Raw genomic sequence first — 19836 nt, 5'->3', positions numbered from 1 at the left:
TCGAACGCGTCCGCGAAGACCGGGAACGCCTCGTACAACCCCCGGCCCATCGACGCACGCTGCGCACCCTGACCCGTGAACAGGAACGCCACCCGACCAGAACCCGCAACACCCGTCAGACCACCCGACCCGGAAGCTACCGCGCCCAGCCCGGTCGTCAACCCCTCGGTGTCACCGGCGAGCACCACCGCGCGATGTGCCAGCGCGGCACGCCGGATCGAGGCCGCGCCGAGCGCCACCGCCGGGTCCCCGCCTTCTCCGGCGGAGGCCAGCATGCGCGCGGCCTGAGCCCGCAGAGCTTCGGAGGTGTGACCTGAGAGCACCAGCGGCACGATCGGCAACCGCGTCGGCACCGGCGCGGACACGGGCTCGGTCGCCGGGGGCTCCTCCAGGATCACGTGCGCGTTCGTGCCGCTCATGCCGAACGACGAGATGCCGGCCCGGCGCGGGCGGTCCCCGGGGTTCCACGGCCGGGACTCCGTCAGCAGCTCGACGGCGCCGGACGCCCAGTCCACGTGCGGGGACGGCTCGTCGGCGTTCAGCGTCGCGGGCAGCACACCGTGCCGCATCGCGAGAATCATCTTGATGATGCCCGCGACACCGGCCGCGGCCTGCGTGTGCCCGATGTTGGACTTCACCGACCCCAGCCACAACGGCTCGCCGCCGTCACGGTCCTGCCCGTACGTCGCCAGGAGCGCCTGGGCCTCGATCGGGTCGCCCAGGGCGGTACCGGTGCCGTGCGCCTCCACCGCGTCCACGTCGGACGCCGACAGGCCCGCCTGCGCCAGCGCCGCCCGGATCACCCGCTGCTGCGACGGACCGTTCGGCGCCGTCAGACCGTTCGACGCACCATCCTGGTTGACCGCCGTGCCCCGCACCACCGCCAGCACCCGACGACCCGCAGCCCGCGCCGACGACAACCGCTCGACGAGCAGCATGCCGACACCCTCGGACCAGCCCGTCCCGTCGGCACCCGCGCCGAACGGCTTGCACCGGCCGTCGGGCGCGAGGCCCCGCTGGCGCGAGAACTGAACGAAGGTCTCCGGGCCCGACATCACGGCCACACCGCCGGCCAGCGCCATCGAGCACTCACCCGAACGCAGCGCCTGTGCGGCCAGGTGCAACGCCACCAGCGACGACGAGCACGCCGTGTCGATGGTCACCGCCGGGCCTTCGAGCCCGAACGTGTAGGAGAGCCGCCCGGAGACGACGCTGCCGGCCGTTCCGGTCAGGAGGTGGCCTTCCAGCTCGTCCGGGAGCCCCGCCGCCAGGTCTGCGTAGTCGATGCTGTTGGCACCGGCGAACACGCCGACCTGCTCGCCGCGGAGCGACGACGGATCGATCCCGGCCCGCTCGAACGCCTCCCACGCGGTTTCCAGCAGAAGCCGCTGCTGCGGATCCATCGCCAGCGCCTCACGCGGCGAGATCCCGAACAGGTCGGCGTCGAACTCCGGTGCCTCGTAGAGGAATCCGCCCTCGCGGGTGTACGTGGTGCCGGCGTGGTCCGGGTCGGGGTGGTACAGCCCGTCCAGGTCCCAGCCACGGTCGGTCGGGAACGCCCCGATCCCGTCCCGACCGGAGGCGACCAGCTCCCAGAACGCTTCCGGGGTGTCCGCCCCGCCGGGGAGCCGCAGGCCCATGCCCACGATGACGATCGGATCGTCGTCGCCTGCGGCCACCGTGCCCACCGGCGCCAGCACCGCGTCCACCGAGCCGCTCAGCTCGCCCAGCAGGTGGGCCGCGAGCCGCTCGACGCTCGGGTAGTCGAACACCAGCGTCGCCGCGAGCACCAGTCCGGTCGCTCCCTGGAGGCGGTTCCGGAGCTCCACCGCCGTCAGCGAGTCGAAGCCGAGCTCCTTGAACGCCCGCCCCGGTTCCAGTCCCTCGGCCGAGGTGTGACCCAGCACGGCGGCGACGTGCGACCGCACGACCTCGCCGACCAGGCGCTCCCGCTCCCCTGCGGCGAGGCCCGCCAGCCGCTGCGCCAACGTGGAGAACACCGTGCCGCCGACGGCCGGCGCCGCCTCCACCTCGGGCAGACCGTCGAACAGCGGACGGGCCCGCGTCGCCGCGAACACCGGGACGAACGCGTCCCACCGGACCTCGGCGATCGTCAGTGCGGCCTCGTCGCCGTTCACCGCGCCGGCCAGTGCGGCCACCGCCAGTCGCGGGTCGAGCGGCACGAGGCCGCGGCGCCGGAGCTGGGTCGCGACCTCGTCGTCCGCGGCCATGCCGATCTCGGCCCACGGCCCCCAGGCCACGGCCGTTCCCGGGAGCCCGTGCGCGCGCCGTCTGGCGATCAGGCCGTCCAGGGCCGCGTTCGCCGCCCCGTACGCGGCCTGGTCACCGCTGCCCCAGACACCGGAGATCGACGAGAACACCACGAACGCGTCGAGACGCGTACCGACCAGCGCGTCCAGGTGCAACGCCCCGTCGACCTTGCCGGACAGCACGGCGCGGAAGTGCGCCTCGTCGGCGTCGCGCAGCGGCACGTCGGCAGCGACGCCCGCCGCGTGCACCACCGCGTCGACGTCGCCGACGACGGCCAGCAGGGCCTCGACCTCGGCCCCGTCGGCCAGATCGCAGGCGTGCACCTCGGCGTTCGGCAGCTCGGCCAGCAGCTCCGCCGCACCGGGCGCCCGCGCTCCGCGCCGCGACACCAGCACCAGCCGCTCGGCGCCGTTCGCCGCGGCCCAGCGCGCGACCTCCGCGCCCAGGCCGCCCGTGCCACCGGTGATCAGCACCGTCCCGCGCGGACGCCAGGCGGAGGCCGCCGTGCTCGCCGGGGCGTGCTCCAGCCTCCGGACGACCACCCCGCCGCCGCGCACCGCGACCTGGTCCTCGACGCCGAGCGCTCCGGCCAGCACCGCACCGACCCGCGCGGCCGCACGGGCGTCGACGACCGGCGGCAGGTCGAGCAGCCCGCCCCAGAACTCCGGGTGCTCCAGGCCGACCACCCGGCCGAAGCCCCACAACGCGGCCTGGTCGACGTCGACCGGGCTGTCCGCCCGGCCGGTCGTCACGGCGGCCCGCGTCACCAGCCACAGCGGGCTCTCGTTCCGCACGTCCGTCAGGGCCTGAACCAGCGCCGACGCGTCGCCGAGCGAGGTCGTCGACGCCACGACGCCGGAGATGTCGAGCCCTTCGAACCGGGCGGCCAGTTCGGCGCGGGTCCCTGCGGGCACCCGGACCACCGAGGCGCCGAGCCCGCTCAGCACCTCACCGAGCCGGTGGACGTCGTCCCCGACCACGGCCCACCGTCCGGCCGGTTCTGCGGCCGGCAGGTCGGCGGGCTTCCAGGTGACCCGGTAGCGCAGGCCGTCGATCAGTGACCGCTCCTGGCCCCGTGCCCGCCAGGACGCGAGCGCGGGCAGCACGTTCTCCAGCGACGCGGTCGGGACGCCGAGCTGCGCGGACAGGCCGGACAGATCGCCCTGCTCCACCGTGGCCCAGAACCCGGCCTCGACGGGGTCGGCGGCCACCGCCTTCGCGGGCCGGCTCTCCAGCCAGTACCGCTGGTGCTGGAAGGCGTAGGTCGGCAGCTCGACCGGTCGGACGCCCGTGAACAACGGCGACCAGTCGACCGGGACACCGTTGACGTGCAGGGTCGCCAACGCCGTGAGCACGGTGGTGACTTCGTCGCGGTCGCGGCGCAGCAACGGCGCGGTGACGGCATCGGGCTGCTGAACGAGCGCGGACAGCACGCCGTCCGGGCCCAGTTCGACGAACCTGGTGACGCCGTCGAGCGCCGCGAGGGCATCCGCGAACCGGACGGGCTTGCGGACCTGGTCCACCCAGTACTCCGGGTCCGACCACTGCCCGACACCGACCGGGCGGCCCGTCACGGAGGACACCGCCGGGACCGAAGGCTCGGCGAAGGACAACCCACGCACCACGGCGCGGAAGTCCTCCAACATCGGCTCCATCAACCGGGAGTGGAACGCGTGGCTGGTCCGCAGACGGCTGGACTTCCAGCCCCGCTCGCCCGCAGCCTCCGCGACGGCGTCGATCTCGGCCTCCAGGCCCGCGACCACCACGGCCCCAGGGCCGTTCACCACCGCGACGTCCACGTCCGGGAACGCGGCAAGGACGTCCGCCTCGGAGGCTCCGACGGCGAGCATCGCCCCACCGGCCGGAAGGGCCTGCATCAGTCGGCCGCGTGCCGCGACCAGCGTGGCCGCGTCCGACAGGGACAGCACCCCCGCCACATGAGCGGCGGCAACCTCACCGATCGAATGACCGACCAGGACATCCGGCCGCACACCCCAGTGGGCGAGGAGTGCATGCAACGCCACCTCCACCGCGAACAGCGCCGGCTGCGCGTACCCGGTGCGGTGGATCAACTCCTCGTCCGCCAACACCTCCGCCAACGGCCGGTCCAGATGGACATCCACGTGCAACGCCACCTGGTCGAACGCGTCCGCGAACACCGGGAACGCCTCGTACAACCCCCGGCCCATCGACGCACGCTGCGCACCCTGACCCGTGAACAGGAACGCCACCCGCCCGGCACCCGCAACACCCGTCAGACCACCCGACCCGGAAGCTACCGCGTCCAGGCCACCGATCAACTCACCGGTCCCACCGGCGAGGACCACCGCCCGGTGAGCCAATGCCCCACGGGAGAGCGACGCGAGGCCGATTCCGGGCAGGTCCTCGCCCGCCACCGCCCCCAGCCGCTCGGCCTGGGCCCGCAGCGCGTCCGGGGTCCGGCCGGACAACAGCACCGGCACCAAAGGCAGTTCCGCCGCCGCCACGGCAGCGGGCTCGACCGCCGGGGGCTCCTCCACGATCACGTGCGCGTTCGTCCCGCTCACACCGAACGCCGACACACCCGCCCGACGAGGCCGGTCCCCGGCGCTCCACGGACGCGGCTCCGTCAACAGCGACACCGCGCCGGAAGCCCAATCCACGTGCGGGGAACGCTCGTCGGCGTTCAGCGTCGCGGGCAGCACACCGTGCCGCATCGCGAGAATCATCTTGATGATGCCCGCGACACCGGCCGCGGCCTGCGTGTGCCCGATGTTGGACTTCACCGACCCCAGCCACAACGGCTCGCCGTCACGGTCCTGACCGTACGTCGCCAGCAGCGCCTGGGCCTCGATCGGGTCACCCAGCGCCGTACCCGTGCCGTGTGCCTCCACCGCGTCGACGTCCTGCGGGGAAAGACCCGCCTGCGCCAACGCCGCCCGGATCACCCGCTGCTGCGACGGACCGTTCGGCGCCGTCAGACCGTTCGACGCACCGTCCTGGTTCACCGCCGTACCCCGGACCACGGCCAGCACCCGACGACCCGCAGCCCGCGCCGACGACAGCCGCTCCACGAGCAGCATGCCGACGCCCTCGCCCCAGGCGGTGCCGTCGGCGCCTGCGCCGAACGGCTTGCACCGGCCGTCCGGGGCGAGTCCCCGCTGACGGGAGAAGTCGATGAACGCGTCCGGCGTGGACATCACCGTCACACCACCGGCCAGGGCCATTGAGCATTCGCCCGACCGCAGCGCCTGCACCGCCAGGTGAAGGGCCACCAGCGACGAGGAGCAGGCCGTGTCCACCGTCACCGCCGGGCCTTCGAGCCCGAACGTGTAGGAGAGCCGCCCGGAGACGACGCTGCCGGCCGTTCCGGTGCCGAGGTACCCCTCCAGGTCGGTGGGGACGTCGTGCCGCTGGCTGGCGTAGTCCTGGCCGTTGGAGCCGGCGAACACGCCGATCTGGGCACCGCGCAGAGCCGTCGGGTCGAAGCCGCCGCTCTCCAGCGCTTCCCACGCGGTCTCCAGCAGCAACCGCTGCTGCGGGTCCGTCGCGAGCGCCTCGCGCGGCGAGATCCCGAACAGGTCGGCGTCGAACTCGCCCGCGCCGTAGAGGAATCCGCCCTCCCGGGCGTAGGAGGTGCCCGCGCGATCCGGGTCGGGGTGGTACAGGCCGTCCAGGTCCCAGCCGCGGTCGGTCGGGAAGCCGCCGATCGCCTCGGCGCCGGAGGCCACGAGGTTCCAGAACGCCTCGGGGGTGTCCGCGCCGCCCGGGAACCGGCAGGCCATCCCCACCACGACGATCGGGTCGTCGTCGGCCGCGGCCGTCCGCGGGACGCCGACGGCGTCGACCGCGTCGACGGAGCCGCCGAGCTCTTCGAGGAGGTGGGTGGCCAGCCGCTCGACGCTGGGGTGGTCGAAGACCAGGGTCGCCGGCAGCGCCAGGCCGGTCGCGGCCTGCAGCCGGTTGCGCAGCTCGACGGCGGTGAGCGAGTCGAAGCCCAGCTCCTTGAACGCGCGGTCGAGCGCCACCGCCTCGTCGGACGTGTGGCCCAGGACCACGGCGACGTGCGTGCGCACCAGGTCCGCGACGAACCGCGCCCGTTCCCCTGCGGCGAGGCCCGCGAGGCGCTGGCCCAGGGTGGAGAACACGGTGCCGCCGACGGTCGGCGCCGCGACCTCGGGCAGAGCGTCGAACAGCGGGCGCGGGCGGGCCGAGGCGAACAGCGGGACGAACTCGGCCCAGCGGACGTCGGCGACGGTGACGGCGCCGTCCCCGCCGCCTACCGCGGCGGCCAGGGCGGTGATCGCCTGGGCGGGCGCCAGCGGGAGGAGGCCCTGGCGGCGCAGCAGCTCGGTCTCGCCCTGGTCGGCGGCCATGCCGATCCGCGCCCAGGGGCCCCAGGCGATCGCGGTGCCCGGCAGTCCGTGGGCGCGGCGGCGGGTGACGAGGGCGTCCAGGGCGGCGTTGGCCGCCGCGTACGCGGCCTGGCCGCCGCTGCCCCAGACTCCGGAGATGGAGGAGAAGACCACGAACGCGTCGAGTCGCGTACCGACCAGCGCGTCCAGGTGCAACGCCCCGTCGACCTTGCCGGACAGCACGCGGTCCAGGTGGGCGTCGTCGGCCTCGACCAGCGTCGCGTCCTCGCCGACGCCTGCCGCGTGCACGACGGAGTCGATCGGGCCGACCGCCGTCAGCAGGGCTTCGACCGCGGACCGGTCGGCCAGGTCGCAGGCGTGGATCTCCGCGGTCGGCAGCTCGGCCAGCAGCTCCGCCGCGCCGGGCGCCCGCGCTCCGCGCCGTGACACCAGCACCAGCCGTTCGGCGCCGTCGGCCGCCCACCGGGCGACCTCGGCCCCGAGGCCGCTCGTGCCGCCGGTGATCAGCACCGTGCCGCGCGGGCGCCAGGCGGGGGCCGCCGTGCTCGCCGGCGCGCGTTCCAGCCGGCGTACCAGCACGCCGCCGGTGCGCACCGCGATCTGGTCCTCCGTGCCCAGCGCGCCGCCGAGGACGGCGGCGATCCGGGCCGCCGCACGGGAGTCGACGGCCTCGGGCAGGTCCAGCAGGCCGCCCCAGAACTCGGGGTGCTCCAGGCCGACGACGCGGCCGAAGCCCCACAGCGCGGCCTGGTCGACGTCCACGGCGCCGTCCGAGCGGCCGGTCGAGACGGCGCCGCGCGTCACCAGCCACAGCGGGGCGCGGCAGCCGGTGTCGGCCAGCGCCCGGACGTGTCGCAGTGCTTCGCCCACGGAGGACGGGGAGGCCACCACGCCGGTGAGGTCGAGGTCCGCCGCGGCCGCCGCGTCGGTCAGCGGCACGACGGTCGCCCCGAGCTCCGCGAGCAGCGCGCCGAGGCCGTGGGCGTCGTCGCCCACGAGTGCCCAGGTGCCGGTGAGGCCGGCCCTCCCGGCCTCGGTCGCCGCCACCGCCGTCGCGGTCGCGGTCGCCGCTGCGCCCACGGCCGGGGTGCCCGCCTCGGCCGCCGGCTGCCACGTGACGCGGTACCGCCAGCCGTCGACGAGCGAGCGTTCGCGGCTGCGGGTCCGCCAGGAGGCGAGCGCCGGCAGGACCTCGGCCACGGCCGCGGTGTCGACGCCGAGCTCCGCGGCGAGCGCGGGGAGGTCGGCGCGGTCGACCGCGGCCCAGAAGCCGGCGTCGCCCGGGTCGGTCGGGTCGGTCGGACCGGAGCGCGCCGGAGCGCTCTCCAGCCAGAAGCGCTGTCGCTGGAACGCGTAGGTCGGCAGGTCCACCACCCGGGCGTGCGGGAAGAGGGCGGGCCAGTCCACCGCCGTGCCGTTGGCGTGCAGTGCCGCCAGGGCCGCGGCCGCGGTGGCGGCTTCGTCCCGGTCGCGCCGCAGCAGCGGGACGCAGAGCGTCTCCGGGGCGGCCTGCTGTGCGAGCGCGGTGAGGACGGCGTCCGGCCCGAGCTCCACGTGCACCGTGACACCGTCCAGCGCGGCCAGCGCGTCGGCGAAGCGGACCGGCTCGCGGACCTGCTCGACCCAGTACGCGGGGTCGCTCCACTGGCCCGGCTCGACGGGCCGTCCGGTCACGGTGGAGACGACCGGCAGCTTCGGCTCGTGGAACGTCAGGAAGCGCAGGACACGGCGGAACTCGGCGAGCATCGGTTCCATCAGCCGCGAGTGGAACGCGTGGCCGGTCCGCAGCCGGGTGGTCCTCCAGCCCAGCTCGGCCGCCGCCGCCTCGGCCCGGTCGATGTCGCCCGCGGCTCCCGAGAGCACGACGGCAGTCGGTCCGTTGACCGCCGCGACGTCGATCTCCGGGAACGCCGCGCGCACGTCGGTCTCGGTCGCGCGGACGGCCAGCATCGCGCCGCCGGGCGGCAGTTCCTGCATCAGCCGGCCGCGTGCGCCGACCAGGGCGGCGGCGTCGGCGATCGACAGCACTCCGGCGGCGTGGGCGGCCGCGATCTCGCCGATCGAGTGGCCGACCAGGACGTCCGGGGTGACACCCCAGTGCCGGAGCAGCGCGAACAGGGCCACCTCGACGGCGAAGATCGCCGGCTGGGCGTACTCGGTCCGGCCGAGCAGGTCGCCGTCGGTGAGCGCGTCGGCCAGCGGCCGGTCGAGTTGCAGGTCGAGGTACCAGGCTGCCTCGTCGAAGGCTGCGGCGAACACCGGTTCGGTGGCGTACAGTTCACGGCCCATCGCCGTCCGCTGCGAGCCCTGGCCGGTGAACAGGAAGGCGGTCCAGCCCGGGCCCGCGGCGGTCCCGGTGACCACCCGGGCGGACGGGTTCCCGGCGACGAGCGCGGCGAGGCCCTCGGCCAGCTGCTCGCGGTCCGTGCCGAGGACGACGGCGCGGTGGGCGAAGTGGGTGCGCGTGGTGGCCAGGGACAGGCCCAGGTCGGCGAGGCCGGCGTCCGGCCGGTCCAGCCGCGACAGCAGCTGTGCCGCCTGCCCGGCGAGCGCCTCCGGGGTCCGTCCCGAGACCGGCAGCGCGAACGTCCGGGCCGCCGTGGTGTCCCGGTCCGCGGCGTCCCGGTCCGGTGCGCCCTGTGCGGGGGCCGAGCCGGGCGCCGGGGCCACCGCGGGCGCGGGGTCCTGCGCCGGCGGTGCTTCGAGGATCAGGTGGGCGTTGGTGCCGCTCATGCCGAACGAGGAGACCGCCGCCCGCCGGGGCCGGTCGGTCTCGGGCCACCCCTGGGCCTCGGTGAGCAGCCGCACGGCGCCCGTGGTCCAGTCCACGTGCGGCGTCGGCTCGTCCACGTGCAGGGTCTTCGGGAGCAGGTCGTGGCGGAGGGCCTGCACCATCTTGATGACGCCGCCCACCCCGGCCGCGGCCTGGGCGTGCCCGATGTTCGACTTCAGGGAGCCGAGCCAGAGCGGTGCGGCCCCGTCCCGGTCGCGGCCGTAGGTGGCCAGCAGCGCCTGGGCCTCGATCGGGTCGCCGAGCGTGGTACCGGTGCCGTGCGCCTCGACGGCGTCGACGTCGGTCGGCTCCAGCCGCGCGTTGGCCAGGGCCTGCCGGATCACCCGCTGCTGGGACGGGCCGTTCGGCGCGGTGAGTCCGTTGGACGCGCCGTCCTGGTTGACGGCGGAGCCCCGGATCACGGCGAGCACCCGCCTGCCGGCGGCCTGCGCGGAGGAGAGCCGCTCGACCAGCAGCATGCCGACACCCTCGGCCCAGGCGGTCCCGTCGGCCGCGGCAGCGAACGGCTTGCACCGGCCGTCGGCGGCGAGCCCGCGCTGCCGGGAGAACGCCACGAACGACGCCGGGCTCGCCATCACGGCGACGCCGCCGGCGAGCGCCATGGTGCACTCGCCCTGGCGCAGCGCCTGCGCGGCCAGGTGGAGTGCGACCAGCGAGGACGAGCAGGCCGTGTCGACGGTGAGCGCCGGGCCCTGGAGGCCGAGGGTGTAGGAGACGCGGCCGGACGCGACGCTTGCCGCGTTGCCGGTGACCAGGTAGCCCTCCAGGGCGTCGGTGGCGTCCTGGAGCCGCGGCCCGTACTCCTGCGCCTCGGCGCCGACGAAGACGCCGACGCGCTGTTCGCGCAGCGTCTCCGGCGGGATGCCGGCGCCCTCCAGCGCCTCCCACGAGGTCTCCAGGACGAGGCGCTGCTGGGCGTCCATGGCGAGCGCTTCGCGCGGGTTGATCCCGAAGAAGTCGGCGTCGAACCCGGCCGCTTCGTAGAGGAATCCGCCCTGGCGGGTGTAGCTGGTGCCCGGCTCGTCGGGGTCGGCGGAGTAGAGCGCGTCGAGGTCCCATCCGCGGTCGGTCGGGAACTCCCCGATCGCGTCGGTCCCCGACTCCACGAGGTGCCAGAGGTCGTCGGCCGAGCCGACCCCGCCGGGGAAGCGGCAGGCCATGCCGACGATCGCGATCGGCTCGTCGGCGTGTCCTTCGGCGGTGTCGCCGTCGGCCCGTTCCGGGGCGAGGCCGAGCAGTTCGGCGTAGAGGTGGCGGGCGAGCGCGGCGGGCGTCGGGTAGTCGAACGCCAGCGTCACGGGGAGCGCGAGTCCGGTCGCGGCGGTCAGCCGGCTGTGCAGCTCCACCGCGGTCAGCGAGTCGAAGCCGGTCTCGAAGAAGGTGCCGTGGGCGGCGACCGGCTCGTCGGCCGGGCGGCGCAGCGCGGCGGCGGCGAGCTCGGTCACCAGACCGGTGAGCACCTGCTGCGCCTCGGGCGCCGGCAGGGCGGCCAGGCGCGACCGCAGCTCCGGCCCCGCCCCGGTGCCCGTTCCGGCACTGCCGCTCGGCACGGATGCTCCGAAGTCCCCGGACGAACTCATCATCAAGCGCTCACCTTCGGCGAGAAGAACCGTGGATAGCCCACACCGTTCGGCGAGGCTAACCAGCCGGTTCCCGGGGCACAGCTCCTACCGCACCCCTAGGGAGCAGGGGGTCTGTCCCGGGGGTCGGGGGGCGCGGCCGGGTGCCGGCGGACGTGCGGGCCGGCGCGCGGGCGCGCCCGCCCGCCGGGTCGGTGCCCGTGTCCCCGCGGCGGGAGGGCCCGGTGGCGGATCCGGGTTCAGGCGGAGGGGGACCGCTCGTCCGGGCGGGCCCGGAGCGCTCCGTGCCGCGTGTCCTCGGCGGCGGCATCACCGGCGGCGGAGGGGGCGGCATCACCGGTGGCGGCGGGGGCTGCGTCATCGGCTGCGTCGTCGGCGGCGGCGGGAGCCGGGATCCCGGGCCGACCGGGCGTTCCGTCAGGTGCCGCCTCGAGGAACTCGTCGAGGATTCCGGGCGTCGCCTCGCGGACCAGCGCGAGACCGTCGGCGAGGGCGACGTCGCGGATCCGGTAGCCGCCGCGGCCGGCGGCGACCACCGCGACCAGCGTGGCCAGGCCGGCCCTGCGCTGGGACGCCGACTGGTGGACGGCCCAGCCGAGGATTCCCGACCGGTCGAGCAGGACGGTGCGCCGGGCGTAGGTGCCGTAGCGGGTGACCACGTACCTGCCGTGCAGGCCGCAGCCGAGGCTGCGGTAGGCGTCGACGGCGGCGGCCAGCGCCGACGGCAGCAGCACGAGGGCCGAGATCCAGGCGATGTGGAGCAGCACGTCGGTCAGGAGCACGCCGAGGACCACCAGGGGCGTCTCGACGAGGGCGACCGCCGCCAGGGCCCAGGTGATCCGGCGGCGCAGCGCCGCCCGGGGTGCCGGGGCCAGCCGCAGGGCGGCCAGGAAGTCCGGGTCCTCGCCGAGGACGGCGGTGGCGACCCGGTCGGTCTCCTGCCGTGACGTCGGCGGGAGCAGCGCGCTCTTGGTGGCCGTCGACCGGTCGTCGGCGGTGCCGAGCCCGGTGGCGATCGCGTTGAGCCGGGCGCCGCGGGCGAGCCGCAGGGGTTGGGGCTCGGCGATCTGGATGCCGCGCAGCCGGCGGCGTTCCAGCCAGAGCGAGCGGGTGCTGAACAGGCCGCGGCGCAGCCGGAGGGTGCCGTCGTCGACCTCGTCGAGCCGGTAGTCCCACCAGGTCTCGACGAAGGTCACCAGGGAGGTGAGCGCGCCGAGCAGGAGGACGGCCAGGACCGGCACGGTGACGGCGGCCCAGAGCGGCAGGGCGGTGAGTCCGGTCCAGGCTGCGCGCAGGAAGCCGACGTCGGCGGGGTTGATCCGCAGCGAGTCGAGCAGGCGGGCGAATCCGCCGGCGACGAATCCGATCCAGGCGAGGCCCCAGACGGTCAGCGGCGCGTACCGGAGCCAGCTCAGGCGCAGGACGGCGAGGGTGGTGTCCGCGGTCGCCCCGTCGGGTGCGAGTAGGCGCCGGACGTGTTCGGCGGAGGTCCGGGACACGCCGTCGAGGGCGAGTTGCCGGTCGTCGGCGGCGACGTGCGTGCCGGTGCTGATCCGGACGGTGCGCAGTCCGAGCAGCCGGTGGAGCGGGCTCGCGGTGATGTCGACGCTGCGGATCCGGTCGCGGGGCACCGCGCGGTGCCGCCGGAAGAGCAGGCCGCTGCGCAGTTCGACGCGCCCGTCGGTGATCCGGTAGCGGGTGGTCAGGAGCCGGACGCCGAAGAGTGTCGCGATGATCAGGCAGGTGAGGCCGATGGAGCCCAGCGTGATGGCGGCGGCGAGGTCGAGGGTGCCGCCGGTGATCAGCAGGGTCAGCAGGGTGGAGCAGAGCGGCGGGACCAGCCAGGTGAGGCAGGTCGCCGGCATGCGCGGGTCCAGCCGCTGCCAGCGCTCTGCGGTCACTGGCCGTCTCCGGGCAGGGCCTGGGCGCGGGCGGCCAGGGTCTCGGCCAGGTCGGCGGCGACCTGGCGGTCCAGGCCCTGGATGCGGACCGGGCCGGCGGCCGACGCGGTGGTCACCACGAGGCCCGCCAGTCCGAACAGTCGCTGGACGGGCCCGCTGGCGGTGTCGACGGTCTGGATCCGGGCCAGCGGGGCGATCCGGGCCCGCTGCCAGAACCAGCCGGACACCGCGTAGACCGCGTCGTCGGTGGCTTCCCAGCGGTGGACGCGGTACCGCCAGGCGGGCATCACCAGTAGGTAGGCGAGTGCGGCGGCGGAGACGATCGCGAGGGCGAGTCCGAGCCAGGTGCGGGCGGGCGGGATCAGCGCGGTCAGCAGCGCCAGCACCAGGACGGGGGGCAGTGCGACGAGGGCGGCCTGGGCGCTCCACCAGCCCAGGGCGCGGCGTTCGAGCCGGTGTCGGGGGGGTCGGAGGCGCGGTACTTCGCGGCGGGACACCTCGTCACTCTAAAGGCCGATCCAATTCACGGACAACCTCCGCCGGGGGCACTGGGGTATCCGAGGCGATTAGGGGTTGTCGGCCGGGTCGGGCCCGGATATCAGTTCTCCGTCACCTCATCACGCCCTCGAATTTCGGGACGAACGAACGATGACTTCTTCGGAAACAGCGAAGGCGACGCGCGTCGCGTGCTGGCAACCCGCTTGGATCGGCGGGGAGTCGGGCCGTGACGACTTCCTGGAGCGGCTGGCCCGGGCCGCCGCGGCGGCGGCGGACGGCGGTGCGGAGCTGCTGGTCACGCCGGAGATGTCGGCGACCGGCTACCAGTTGGGCCTGGCCCGCACGGTGGAGCTGGCGGAGCCGGCCGACGGGGCGCTCGCCGACGGCGTGCGCGAGATCGCCGTGCGCAACCGTCTGGCGATCGTGTACGGCTGGCCCGAACTGGCCGACGGGGGCGTCTACAACAGCGTCCAGCTCGTCGGCTCCGACGGCGCGGTGGCGGCCCGGTACCGCAAGACCCACCTGTACGGCGAGTTCGACCGCTCGGTGTTCGCGCCCGGTGACCGGCTGGTGGTCCAGGCGAAGCTGGGCTCGCTCACGGTCGGTCTGCTGATCTGCTACGACGTGGAGTTCCCGGAGACCGTGCGGGCGCACGCGCTGGCCGGCACCGAGTTGCTGGTCGTGCCGACGGCGCTGGTCCGCCCGTGGGAGTTCGTCCCCCGGACGCTGGTCGCGGCGCGGGCCTTCGAGAGCCAGCTCTTCGTGGCCTACGTCAACTGGTACGGCGCGGGGCCGCACGGCTACTGCGGGCTCGGCCGGGTGGTCGGCCCGGACGGGGTGCTCCGCGCCGAGGGGCCCGGGGACGCCGAGGCGCTGTTCGTCGCCGAGGTGGACCGCGCGGCGATCGACGCGAGCCGGCGGGCCACCCCGTACCTGCTGAACCGGCGGCCCGAACTGTACGGCGCTGCGCAGTGACCGCCTTCGCGGCGGACCTGTCGGCGCCGCCGGTCACCATGCTCGGCCCCGACTTCCCCTTCGCCCACGACCGGTGGGTGCGTCACGCCGACGGTCTGGGGTCGGTTCCGCCCGGGCGGCTGGGTACGCCGGTCGCGGTGGTCGGCGGCGGGATCTCCGGGTTGGTCGCCGCGTACGAACTGATGCGTCTGGGTCTGCGTCCGGTGGTGTTCGAGGCGGGGGAGCTCGGCGGCCGGATGCGGACCGCGAGTTTCCCGGGGCATCCCGGGACGGTCGCGGAGCTGGGCGCGATGCGGTTCCCGGCCTCGGCCACGACGCTGTTCCACTACATCGGCCTGGTGGGGCTGGAGACCCGGCCGTTCCCGAACCCGATGGCCGCGGCGACGCCGCACACCGTCGTCGACGTGAACGGCGACCGGCACTTCGCCCGGGTGCCGGAGGACCTGCCGTCGGCGTACCAGGAGGTCTACGACGCCTGGACCAAGGTGCTGGAGGAGGGCGCCGACTTCAGCGCGATGGACTCGGCGATCCGCCGCCGGGACACGGCCATGATCAAGGCGATCTGGAACCGGCTGGTGCCGCTCCTGGACGACCAGTCCTTCTACGGCTTCCTGGCGTCCTCGTCGGCGTTCGCGTCGTTCCGGCACCGGGAGATCTTCGGTCAGGTCGGTTTCGGTTCCGGCGGCTGGGACACCGACTTCCCCAACTCGATGCTGGAGATCCTGCGGGTCGTCTACACCGGGGCCGACGAGGGTCACCGGGAGCTGACCGGCGGCGCCCAGCAGCTCCCCCTGCGGCTGTGGCGGCACGCGCCGGCCCGGTCGGCGTACTGGCCGGCCGGCACCTCGCTGGCGGATCTGCACCCCGACGGGCCGCGGCCCGCGGTCACCCGGCTCTCCCGGAGCGACGGCGGGATCGTGGTGGAGACGGCCGAGGGGGCCGCCGAGTTCGCGGCGGCCGTGCTGACTCCGCAGGTGCGGCTGCTGCTGTCCGGGATCGACACGGCCGAGGACCTGTTCCCGAACGACGTGTGGACCGCGGTCGAGCGCACCCACTACATGGGCGCCTCGAAGCTGTTCGCGCTGGTGGACCGGCCGTTCTGGCAGGACGTGGACGACCGGACGGGGCGTCCGGTGATGGGGATGACGCTCACCGACCGGGCGCCGCGGGGCGTCTACCTGTTCGACGACGGCCCGGACGCGCCGGGGGTGATGTGTCTGTCGTACACCTGGAACGACGACTCCTTGAAGACCGCCGCGCTGTCGGCCGGCGAGCGGTTGGACGTCATGCTCCGGCACCTGCGCAGGATCTATCCGGACGTGAACGTCCGCAGCCGGATCATCGCGCCGCCGGTCGCGGTGACGTGGGAGACCGAGCCGCACTTCATGGGCGCGTTCAAGAGCAACCTGCCCGGCCAGTACCGCTACCAGCGGCGCCTGTTCACGCACTTCGTGCAGGACGCGCTTCCCGCGCACCAGCGCGGGGTCTTCCTCGCCGGTGACGACGTGTCGTGGACCGGCGGGTTCGCCGAGGGGGCGGTGACCACCGCGCTCAACGCCGTCTGGGGCGTCCTGCACCACCTCGGCGGCCGGACGCCCGCCGGCAACCCGGGCCCGGGGGACGACTTCCCCGCGCTCGCGCCGATCGAGCTGCCCTCCTGAACGGGACGGTCCGCCGGTCGGAGGGCACCGGGCGGCGGTCCGCCGTCCCGTTCAGAGGATTCCGGCCTGCACCGCCGCCATGACGGCGGCGGTGCGGTCGGACACGCCCAGCTTGGTGAAGATCCGTACGACGTAGGTCTTCACGGTGGCCTCGGTGATGTGCAGGGCGCGCCCGACGGCGGCGTTGGTCAGCCCTTCGGCGACCAGGCGCAGGACTTCGGCCTCCCGGCGGGACAGCGTCTCCGTGCGGGGCTGGCGGACCCGGCCGAGGAGCGTGGCGGCGACCGCCGGGGAGAGCACGGTCTCGCCGCGCGCGGCGGCCCGGACGGCCTGGGCGAGTTCGGCCGGCGAGGTGTCCTTCAGCAGGTAGCCGACGGCCCCCGCCTCGACCGCGCGGAGGATGTCACCGTCGGTCCGGTAGGTCGTGAGGATCACCACGCGGGTCGCGGGGAGCTCGGCGAGGATGGCCTCGGTGGCGCCGACACCGTCGCCGTCGGGCATCCGCAGGTCCATCAGGACGACGTCGGGCGTCAGTTCGCGGGCGGCGGCCAGGGCGGCGGAGCCGGACACCGCCTCGCCGACGATGGTCAGTTCGGGCTGGTCGTGGAGCATCGCGCGGATGCCGGCCCGGATCACCGGGTGGTCGTCGACCAGCAGGACGGTGATCGTCATGCGGGCACCCGGATCCGGAGGGAGGTGCCTTCGCCGGGCGCCGAGTCGACCTCCAGCTCGCCGCCGGCCTGGCGCAGCCGCCGCCGCATCAGCGGGAGGCCGTGGCCGGCCGTGGCGGTGTCGGCGGCGAACCCGCCGCCGTCGTCGTGCACCTCCAGCCGGACGCCGCCGGCGTCGGTGGCGAGGACGACCTCGACGCGGCCGGCCGCGGCGTGCTTGCGGACGTTGCTCAGTGCCTCCTGCGCGTGCCGGAGCAGGTCGACGTTGAGCGCGGTGTCTGCCGGATCGGGGGCGCCGTCCACCTGGAGGGTGGCGTCGATGCCGTGCACGTCCCGGAGGCGGTCGACCTCGCGGCGGAGCCCGTCGACGAGGGAGGCGGAGGTGGCCTCGGGCAGGGGGCGGGCGGTGATCAGCGCCCGGGCGTCGGCCAGGTTGTCGCGGCTGGTGGCCTCGGCGACCTCCAGGTAGTGGCGGGCCCGTGCGGGGTCGGCCTCCAGCGCCGAGCCGGCGGCCTGCAGCAGCATGATCGTGCTGGACAGGCCCTGGGCGAGGGTGTCGTGGACGACGTCGGCGACCTGCTCGCGTTCGGCGGCCCGTCCGGCTTCGTAGGACACCCGGCCGAGCTCGGCCCGGGCGGCCTCCAGTTCCCTGATCAGCACGGCCCGTTCGGTGCTCTGCCGGATGATCTGGCTCACCCAGACGCCGAGGACGACCGAGAGCGCCGCGACCGTCGTCCCGAGGACGGCCGGCAGCCCGCCGGAGCCGGGGAAGGTGTCCCCGGCCAGCGCGACCCCGAGCCAGACCAGGTTCATCGCCAGCACGGCGAGCGTGCCGGCGACCGGGCCGGTGGTCATGAACGCCGGCGCGCACAGCGCGAACAGGACGAGCGCGCTGCTGGTCGTCAGTCCGACCGCGGCGGCGAACACCAGGACCACGCCCAGCTGGTAGAGCAGGGCCTGCCGGGTGCCCCGGCCGGTGCGGATCAGCCGCCGGCCGAGCACCAGGTGCGCGGCGACCAGCAGGACCAGCAGCGCGGCGGCCCCGGCCCGCCGGGCGGGGCCGGGGCCGCCGGTGAGCAGGACGCCGCCCAGGCCGGCCGCGCTGACCAGGACGAAGTACGCGTCCCAGACCGGCTGCCAGCGCAGCCACTCGTCGGGGGCGCGACTCAACCGTCCTTCCTTCCCTGCCAGCGGAACGTGGTCAGGCACAGGATCAGACCTCCGAGGCACCAGGCCGCCAGCACCAGGGCGATGCGTCCGTGCTCCCAGGCGCCGGCCGGTTCCGCACCGGCCGCCGAGTCGGGGAGGAACACCGAGCGGAAGCCCTGTGCCATCCACTTGAGCGGGAACACGGCGCCGATGTGCTGCAACGCCGTCGGCAGCGTGGTCAGCGGCACGATGAAGATACCCGAGACGAACTGCAGGACGAGGAACGGCAGGTTGACGATGGGTGCCGCGCCGCGCACCGAGCGCGGAACGCTGCTCATCGCGGTGCCGAGCAGCGCGCAGCCGGTCACGCCCAGCAGGAAGACCCAGGCGAACGTCGCCCAGCGCGTGACGTCGGTGGGCAACGGCAGGTCGTAGAAGAGCACGCCGACGGCCAGGACGATCACCATCTCGGCCACGGCGGTCACCAGGACCAGCACGATCTTCCCGACGAAGTAGGCGATCGGCGGCATCGGTACGCCGCGCAGCCGCTTGAGCGTGCCGTCCTCGCGGTCGCTGGTGATGCTGACGGCGAGGTTGACGAAGCAGGTCGAGCCGATCCCGCCGGCGATCATGCCGGCGGCGAGCAGCTGGCTGGAGGGGATGCCGGAGGCACCGAGCTGCCGGTCGAAGATCGAGCCGAGCAGGGTCAGCAGCACGACCGGAAGTGCGAACGTGAAGATCACGGCGGTGCGTTCGCGGAAGAACTGGCGGAGCTCGACCCCGCCGCGGGCCAGGCAGAGGCCGAGGACCGACGGTTCCCGGGCGGTGCCCGGGGCCGGGCGCCCGGTGGACGCGGCGGGCGCGGTGGTCCCGGCGGGCGCGGCGGTTTCGGTGGACGCGGTGGTCATCGGGAGCCTCCGATCAGGTCGAGGTAGACGTCCTCCAGCGAAGGCCGGGTGACGACCAGTCCGGGGACCTCGCCGTCGAACCGGGCGGAGAGCTCCGCCACGGCGGCGGTGGGGCCGGCGGTGCGCAGCTGACGCGGCTCGCCGTTCTCGGACCAGCTCACGGTGGCCTCGGCCGACGCGCGCCCGCCGAGGTCGGCCGGGGTGTCGACGGCGAGGATCCGGCCGGCGGCGATGACGCCCACCCGGTGCGCGAGTGCCTCGGCCTCGTCCAGGTAGTGGGTGGTCAGCAGGATCGTGGTGCCGTCCTCCTCGGAGAGCCGGCGGATCAGCGACCAGAACTGGCGGCGCGCCTCCGGGTCGAATCCGGTCGTGGGCTCGTCGAGGAACAGCAGCCGGGGCCGGCCGACGACGCCGATCGCGACGTCGACCCGCCGCCGTTGCCCGCCGGAGAGCGTCCGCACCTTGCTCCCGGCCTTGCCGGTCAGGCCGACGAGTTCGATCACCTCGTCGACCGGGCGGGGGGCGGGGTAGTACCCGGCGAAGTGGCGCACGGTCTCCGTGACGGTCATGTCGGCCATGTCGGAGGCGTTCTGCAGCACCAGTCCGATGCCGTACCGCCAGCGCCGGGGCGCGCGTTCCGGGTCCTCGCCGAGCACCCGGACGCTGCCGGCGTCGCGCTTGCGGAACCCTTCGAGGATCTCGACGGTCGTCGTCTTGCCCGCTCCGTTGGGGCCCAGCAGCGCGAAGATCTCGCCGTCCCCGATGTCCAGGTCCACGCCGTCGACGGCGGGAGCCCCTTGATAGGCCTTGCGTAGGCCGCGTACCTGCACCGCTTCTGTCACCGTGCCAGCTTCGGCCGCCGGGCCGGTGGGCCGCGACGGCCGGTGGACCGACAGTTGTCCGTCGATCGGACGACACCGGTCGGCGGACGTCGTGCGCGGACCGTCCGGGCACCGACCGACCGGGGTCCGCTAGGGGTTGGGCCCGGTGGGCGCCGGGTCTAGCCTCCGAGCGTGGACACCCGTCGGCCGGTCGACCCCTCGTGGGTGCCCGGCGGAGCACCCCGACGCGGG

At 74.8% G+C, this 19836-nt stretch carries 9 protein-coding genes; 2 read left to right on the top strand and 7 right to left on the bottom strand.

Translation table 11 applies throughout. The annotated features are described in order from the left end of the window. The 3 genes from ACFWOG_RS29565 to ACFWOG_RS29555 all read right to left on the bottom strand — a co-directional run. Positions 1-11003 (bottom strand): type I polyketide synthase (locus tag ACFWOG_RS29565; protein ID WP_380361886.1); only part of this gene is annotated, 11003 nt, incomplete at its 3' end. A gap of 236 nt (positions 11004-11239) precedes the next feature. Next, positions 11240-12901, bottom strand: coding sequence for a PH domain-containing protein (locus ACFWOG_RS29560; RefSeq protein WP_380361884.1), 1662 nt, complete (start codon positions 12899-12901; stop codon positions 11240-11242). Next, complete coding sequence (locus ACFWOG_RS29555; protein WP_329948479.1) at positions 12898-13398, bottom strand: PH domain-containing protein; 501 nt, start codon at positions 13396-13398, stop codon at positions 12898-12900. Before ACFWOG_RS29555 ends, ACFWOG_RS29560 begins: the two co-directional genes overlap by 4 nt. 151 nt (positions 13399-13549) lie before the next feature. Between ACFWOG_RS29555 and ACFWOG_RS29550 the strand changes: the two genes are divergently transcribed. Beyond that, entirely contained in the window at positions 13550-14374 is an 825-nt protein-coding gene (locus ACFWOG_RS29550) for a carbon-nitrogen hydrolase family protein (RefSeq protein WP_329948480.1), read from the top strand. Positions 14375-14412: 38 nt separating this feature from the next. Continuing rightward, entirely contained in the window at positions 14413-16035 is a 1623-nt protein-coding gene (locus ACFWOG_RS29545; RefSeq protein ID WP_380361888.1) for a flavin monoamine oxidase family protein, read from the top strand. A gap of 51 nt (positions 16036-16086) precedes the next feature. Here the strand turns inward: ACFWOG_RS29545 and ACFWOG_RS29540 are convergent, their stop codons facing one another. Genes ACFWOG_RS29540 through ACFWOG_RS29525 form a run of 4 tightly spaced genes read right to left on the bottom strand, consistent with a single transcriptional unit; the run spans position 16087 to position 19605 of the window. Continuing rightward, positions 16087-16707 carry a response regulator transcription factor gene (locus tag ACFWOG_RS29540; RefSeq protein WP_329881424.1) on the bottom strand — a complete coding sequence of 207 codons (621 nt, stop codon included), beginning with the start codon at positions 16705-16707 and terminating at the stop codon, positions 16087-16089. Further along, positions 16704-17876 (bottom strand): sensor histidine kinase, encoded by a 1173-nt coding sequence (locus ACFWOG_RS29535; RefSeq protein ID WP_329948481.1) that lies wholly within the window; start codon positions 17874-17876, stop codon positions 16704-16706. The genes ACFWOG_RS29540 and ACFWOG_RS29535 overlap by 4 nt, the downstream gene beginning before the upstream one ends. Continuing rightward, positions 17873-18763: an ABC transporter permease gene (locus ACFWOG_RS29530; protein ID WP_380361880.1), complete on the bottom strand. Its 891-nt coding sequence runs from the start codon at positions 18761-18763 to the stop codon at positions 17873-17875. The genes ACFWOG_RS29535 and ACFWOG_RS29530 overlap by 4 nt, the downstream gene beginning before the upstream one ends. Further along, positions 18760-19605 (bottom strand): ABC transporter ATP-binding protein, encoded by an 846-nt coding sequence (locus ACFWOG_RS29525; RefSeq protein ID WP_329948483.1) that lies wholly within the window; start codon positions 19603-19605, stop codon positions 18760-18762. Before ACFWOG_RS29525 ends, ACFWOG_RS29530 begins: the two co-directional genes overlap by 4 nt. Between the last annotated feature and the right edge of the window lie 231 nt (positions 19606-19836).

The sequence above is a fragment of the Kitasatospora sp. NPDC058406 genome, from assembly GCF_042722765.1.
GTDB lineage: Bacteria > Actinomycetota > Actinomycetes > Streptomycetales > Streptomycetaceae > Kitasatospora.
Note: the sequence above shows the minus strand (reverse complement) of the source record. Positions and strands in the feature narration are given on the sequence as shown.

What these genes read in the sequence shown, in the direction of transcription:
- ACFWOG_RS29540 (WP_329881424.1), bottom strand. Translation starts at nt 16,707, where the DNA reads ATGACGATCACCGTCCTGCTGGTCGACGACCACCCGGTGATCCGGGCC.
- ACFWOG_RS29545 (WP_380361888.1), top strand. Translation starts at nt 14,413, where the DNA reads ATGCTCGGCCCCGACTTCCCCTTCGCCCACGACCGGTGGGTGCGTCAC.
- ACFWOG_RS29550 (WP_329948480.1), top strand. Translation starts at nt 13,550, where the DNA reads ATGACTTCTTCGGAAACAGCGAAGGCGACGCGCGTCGCGTGCTGGCAA.
- ACFWOG_RS29530 (WP_380361880.1), bottom strand. Translation starts at nt 18,763, where the DNA reads ATGACCACCGCGTCCACCGAAACCGCCGCGCCCGCCGGGACCACCGCG.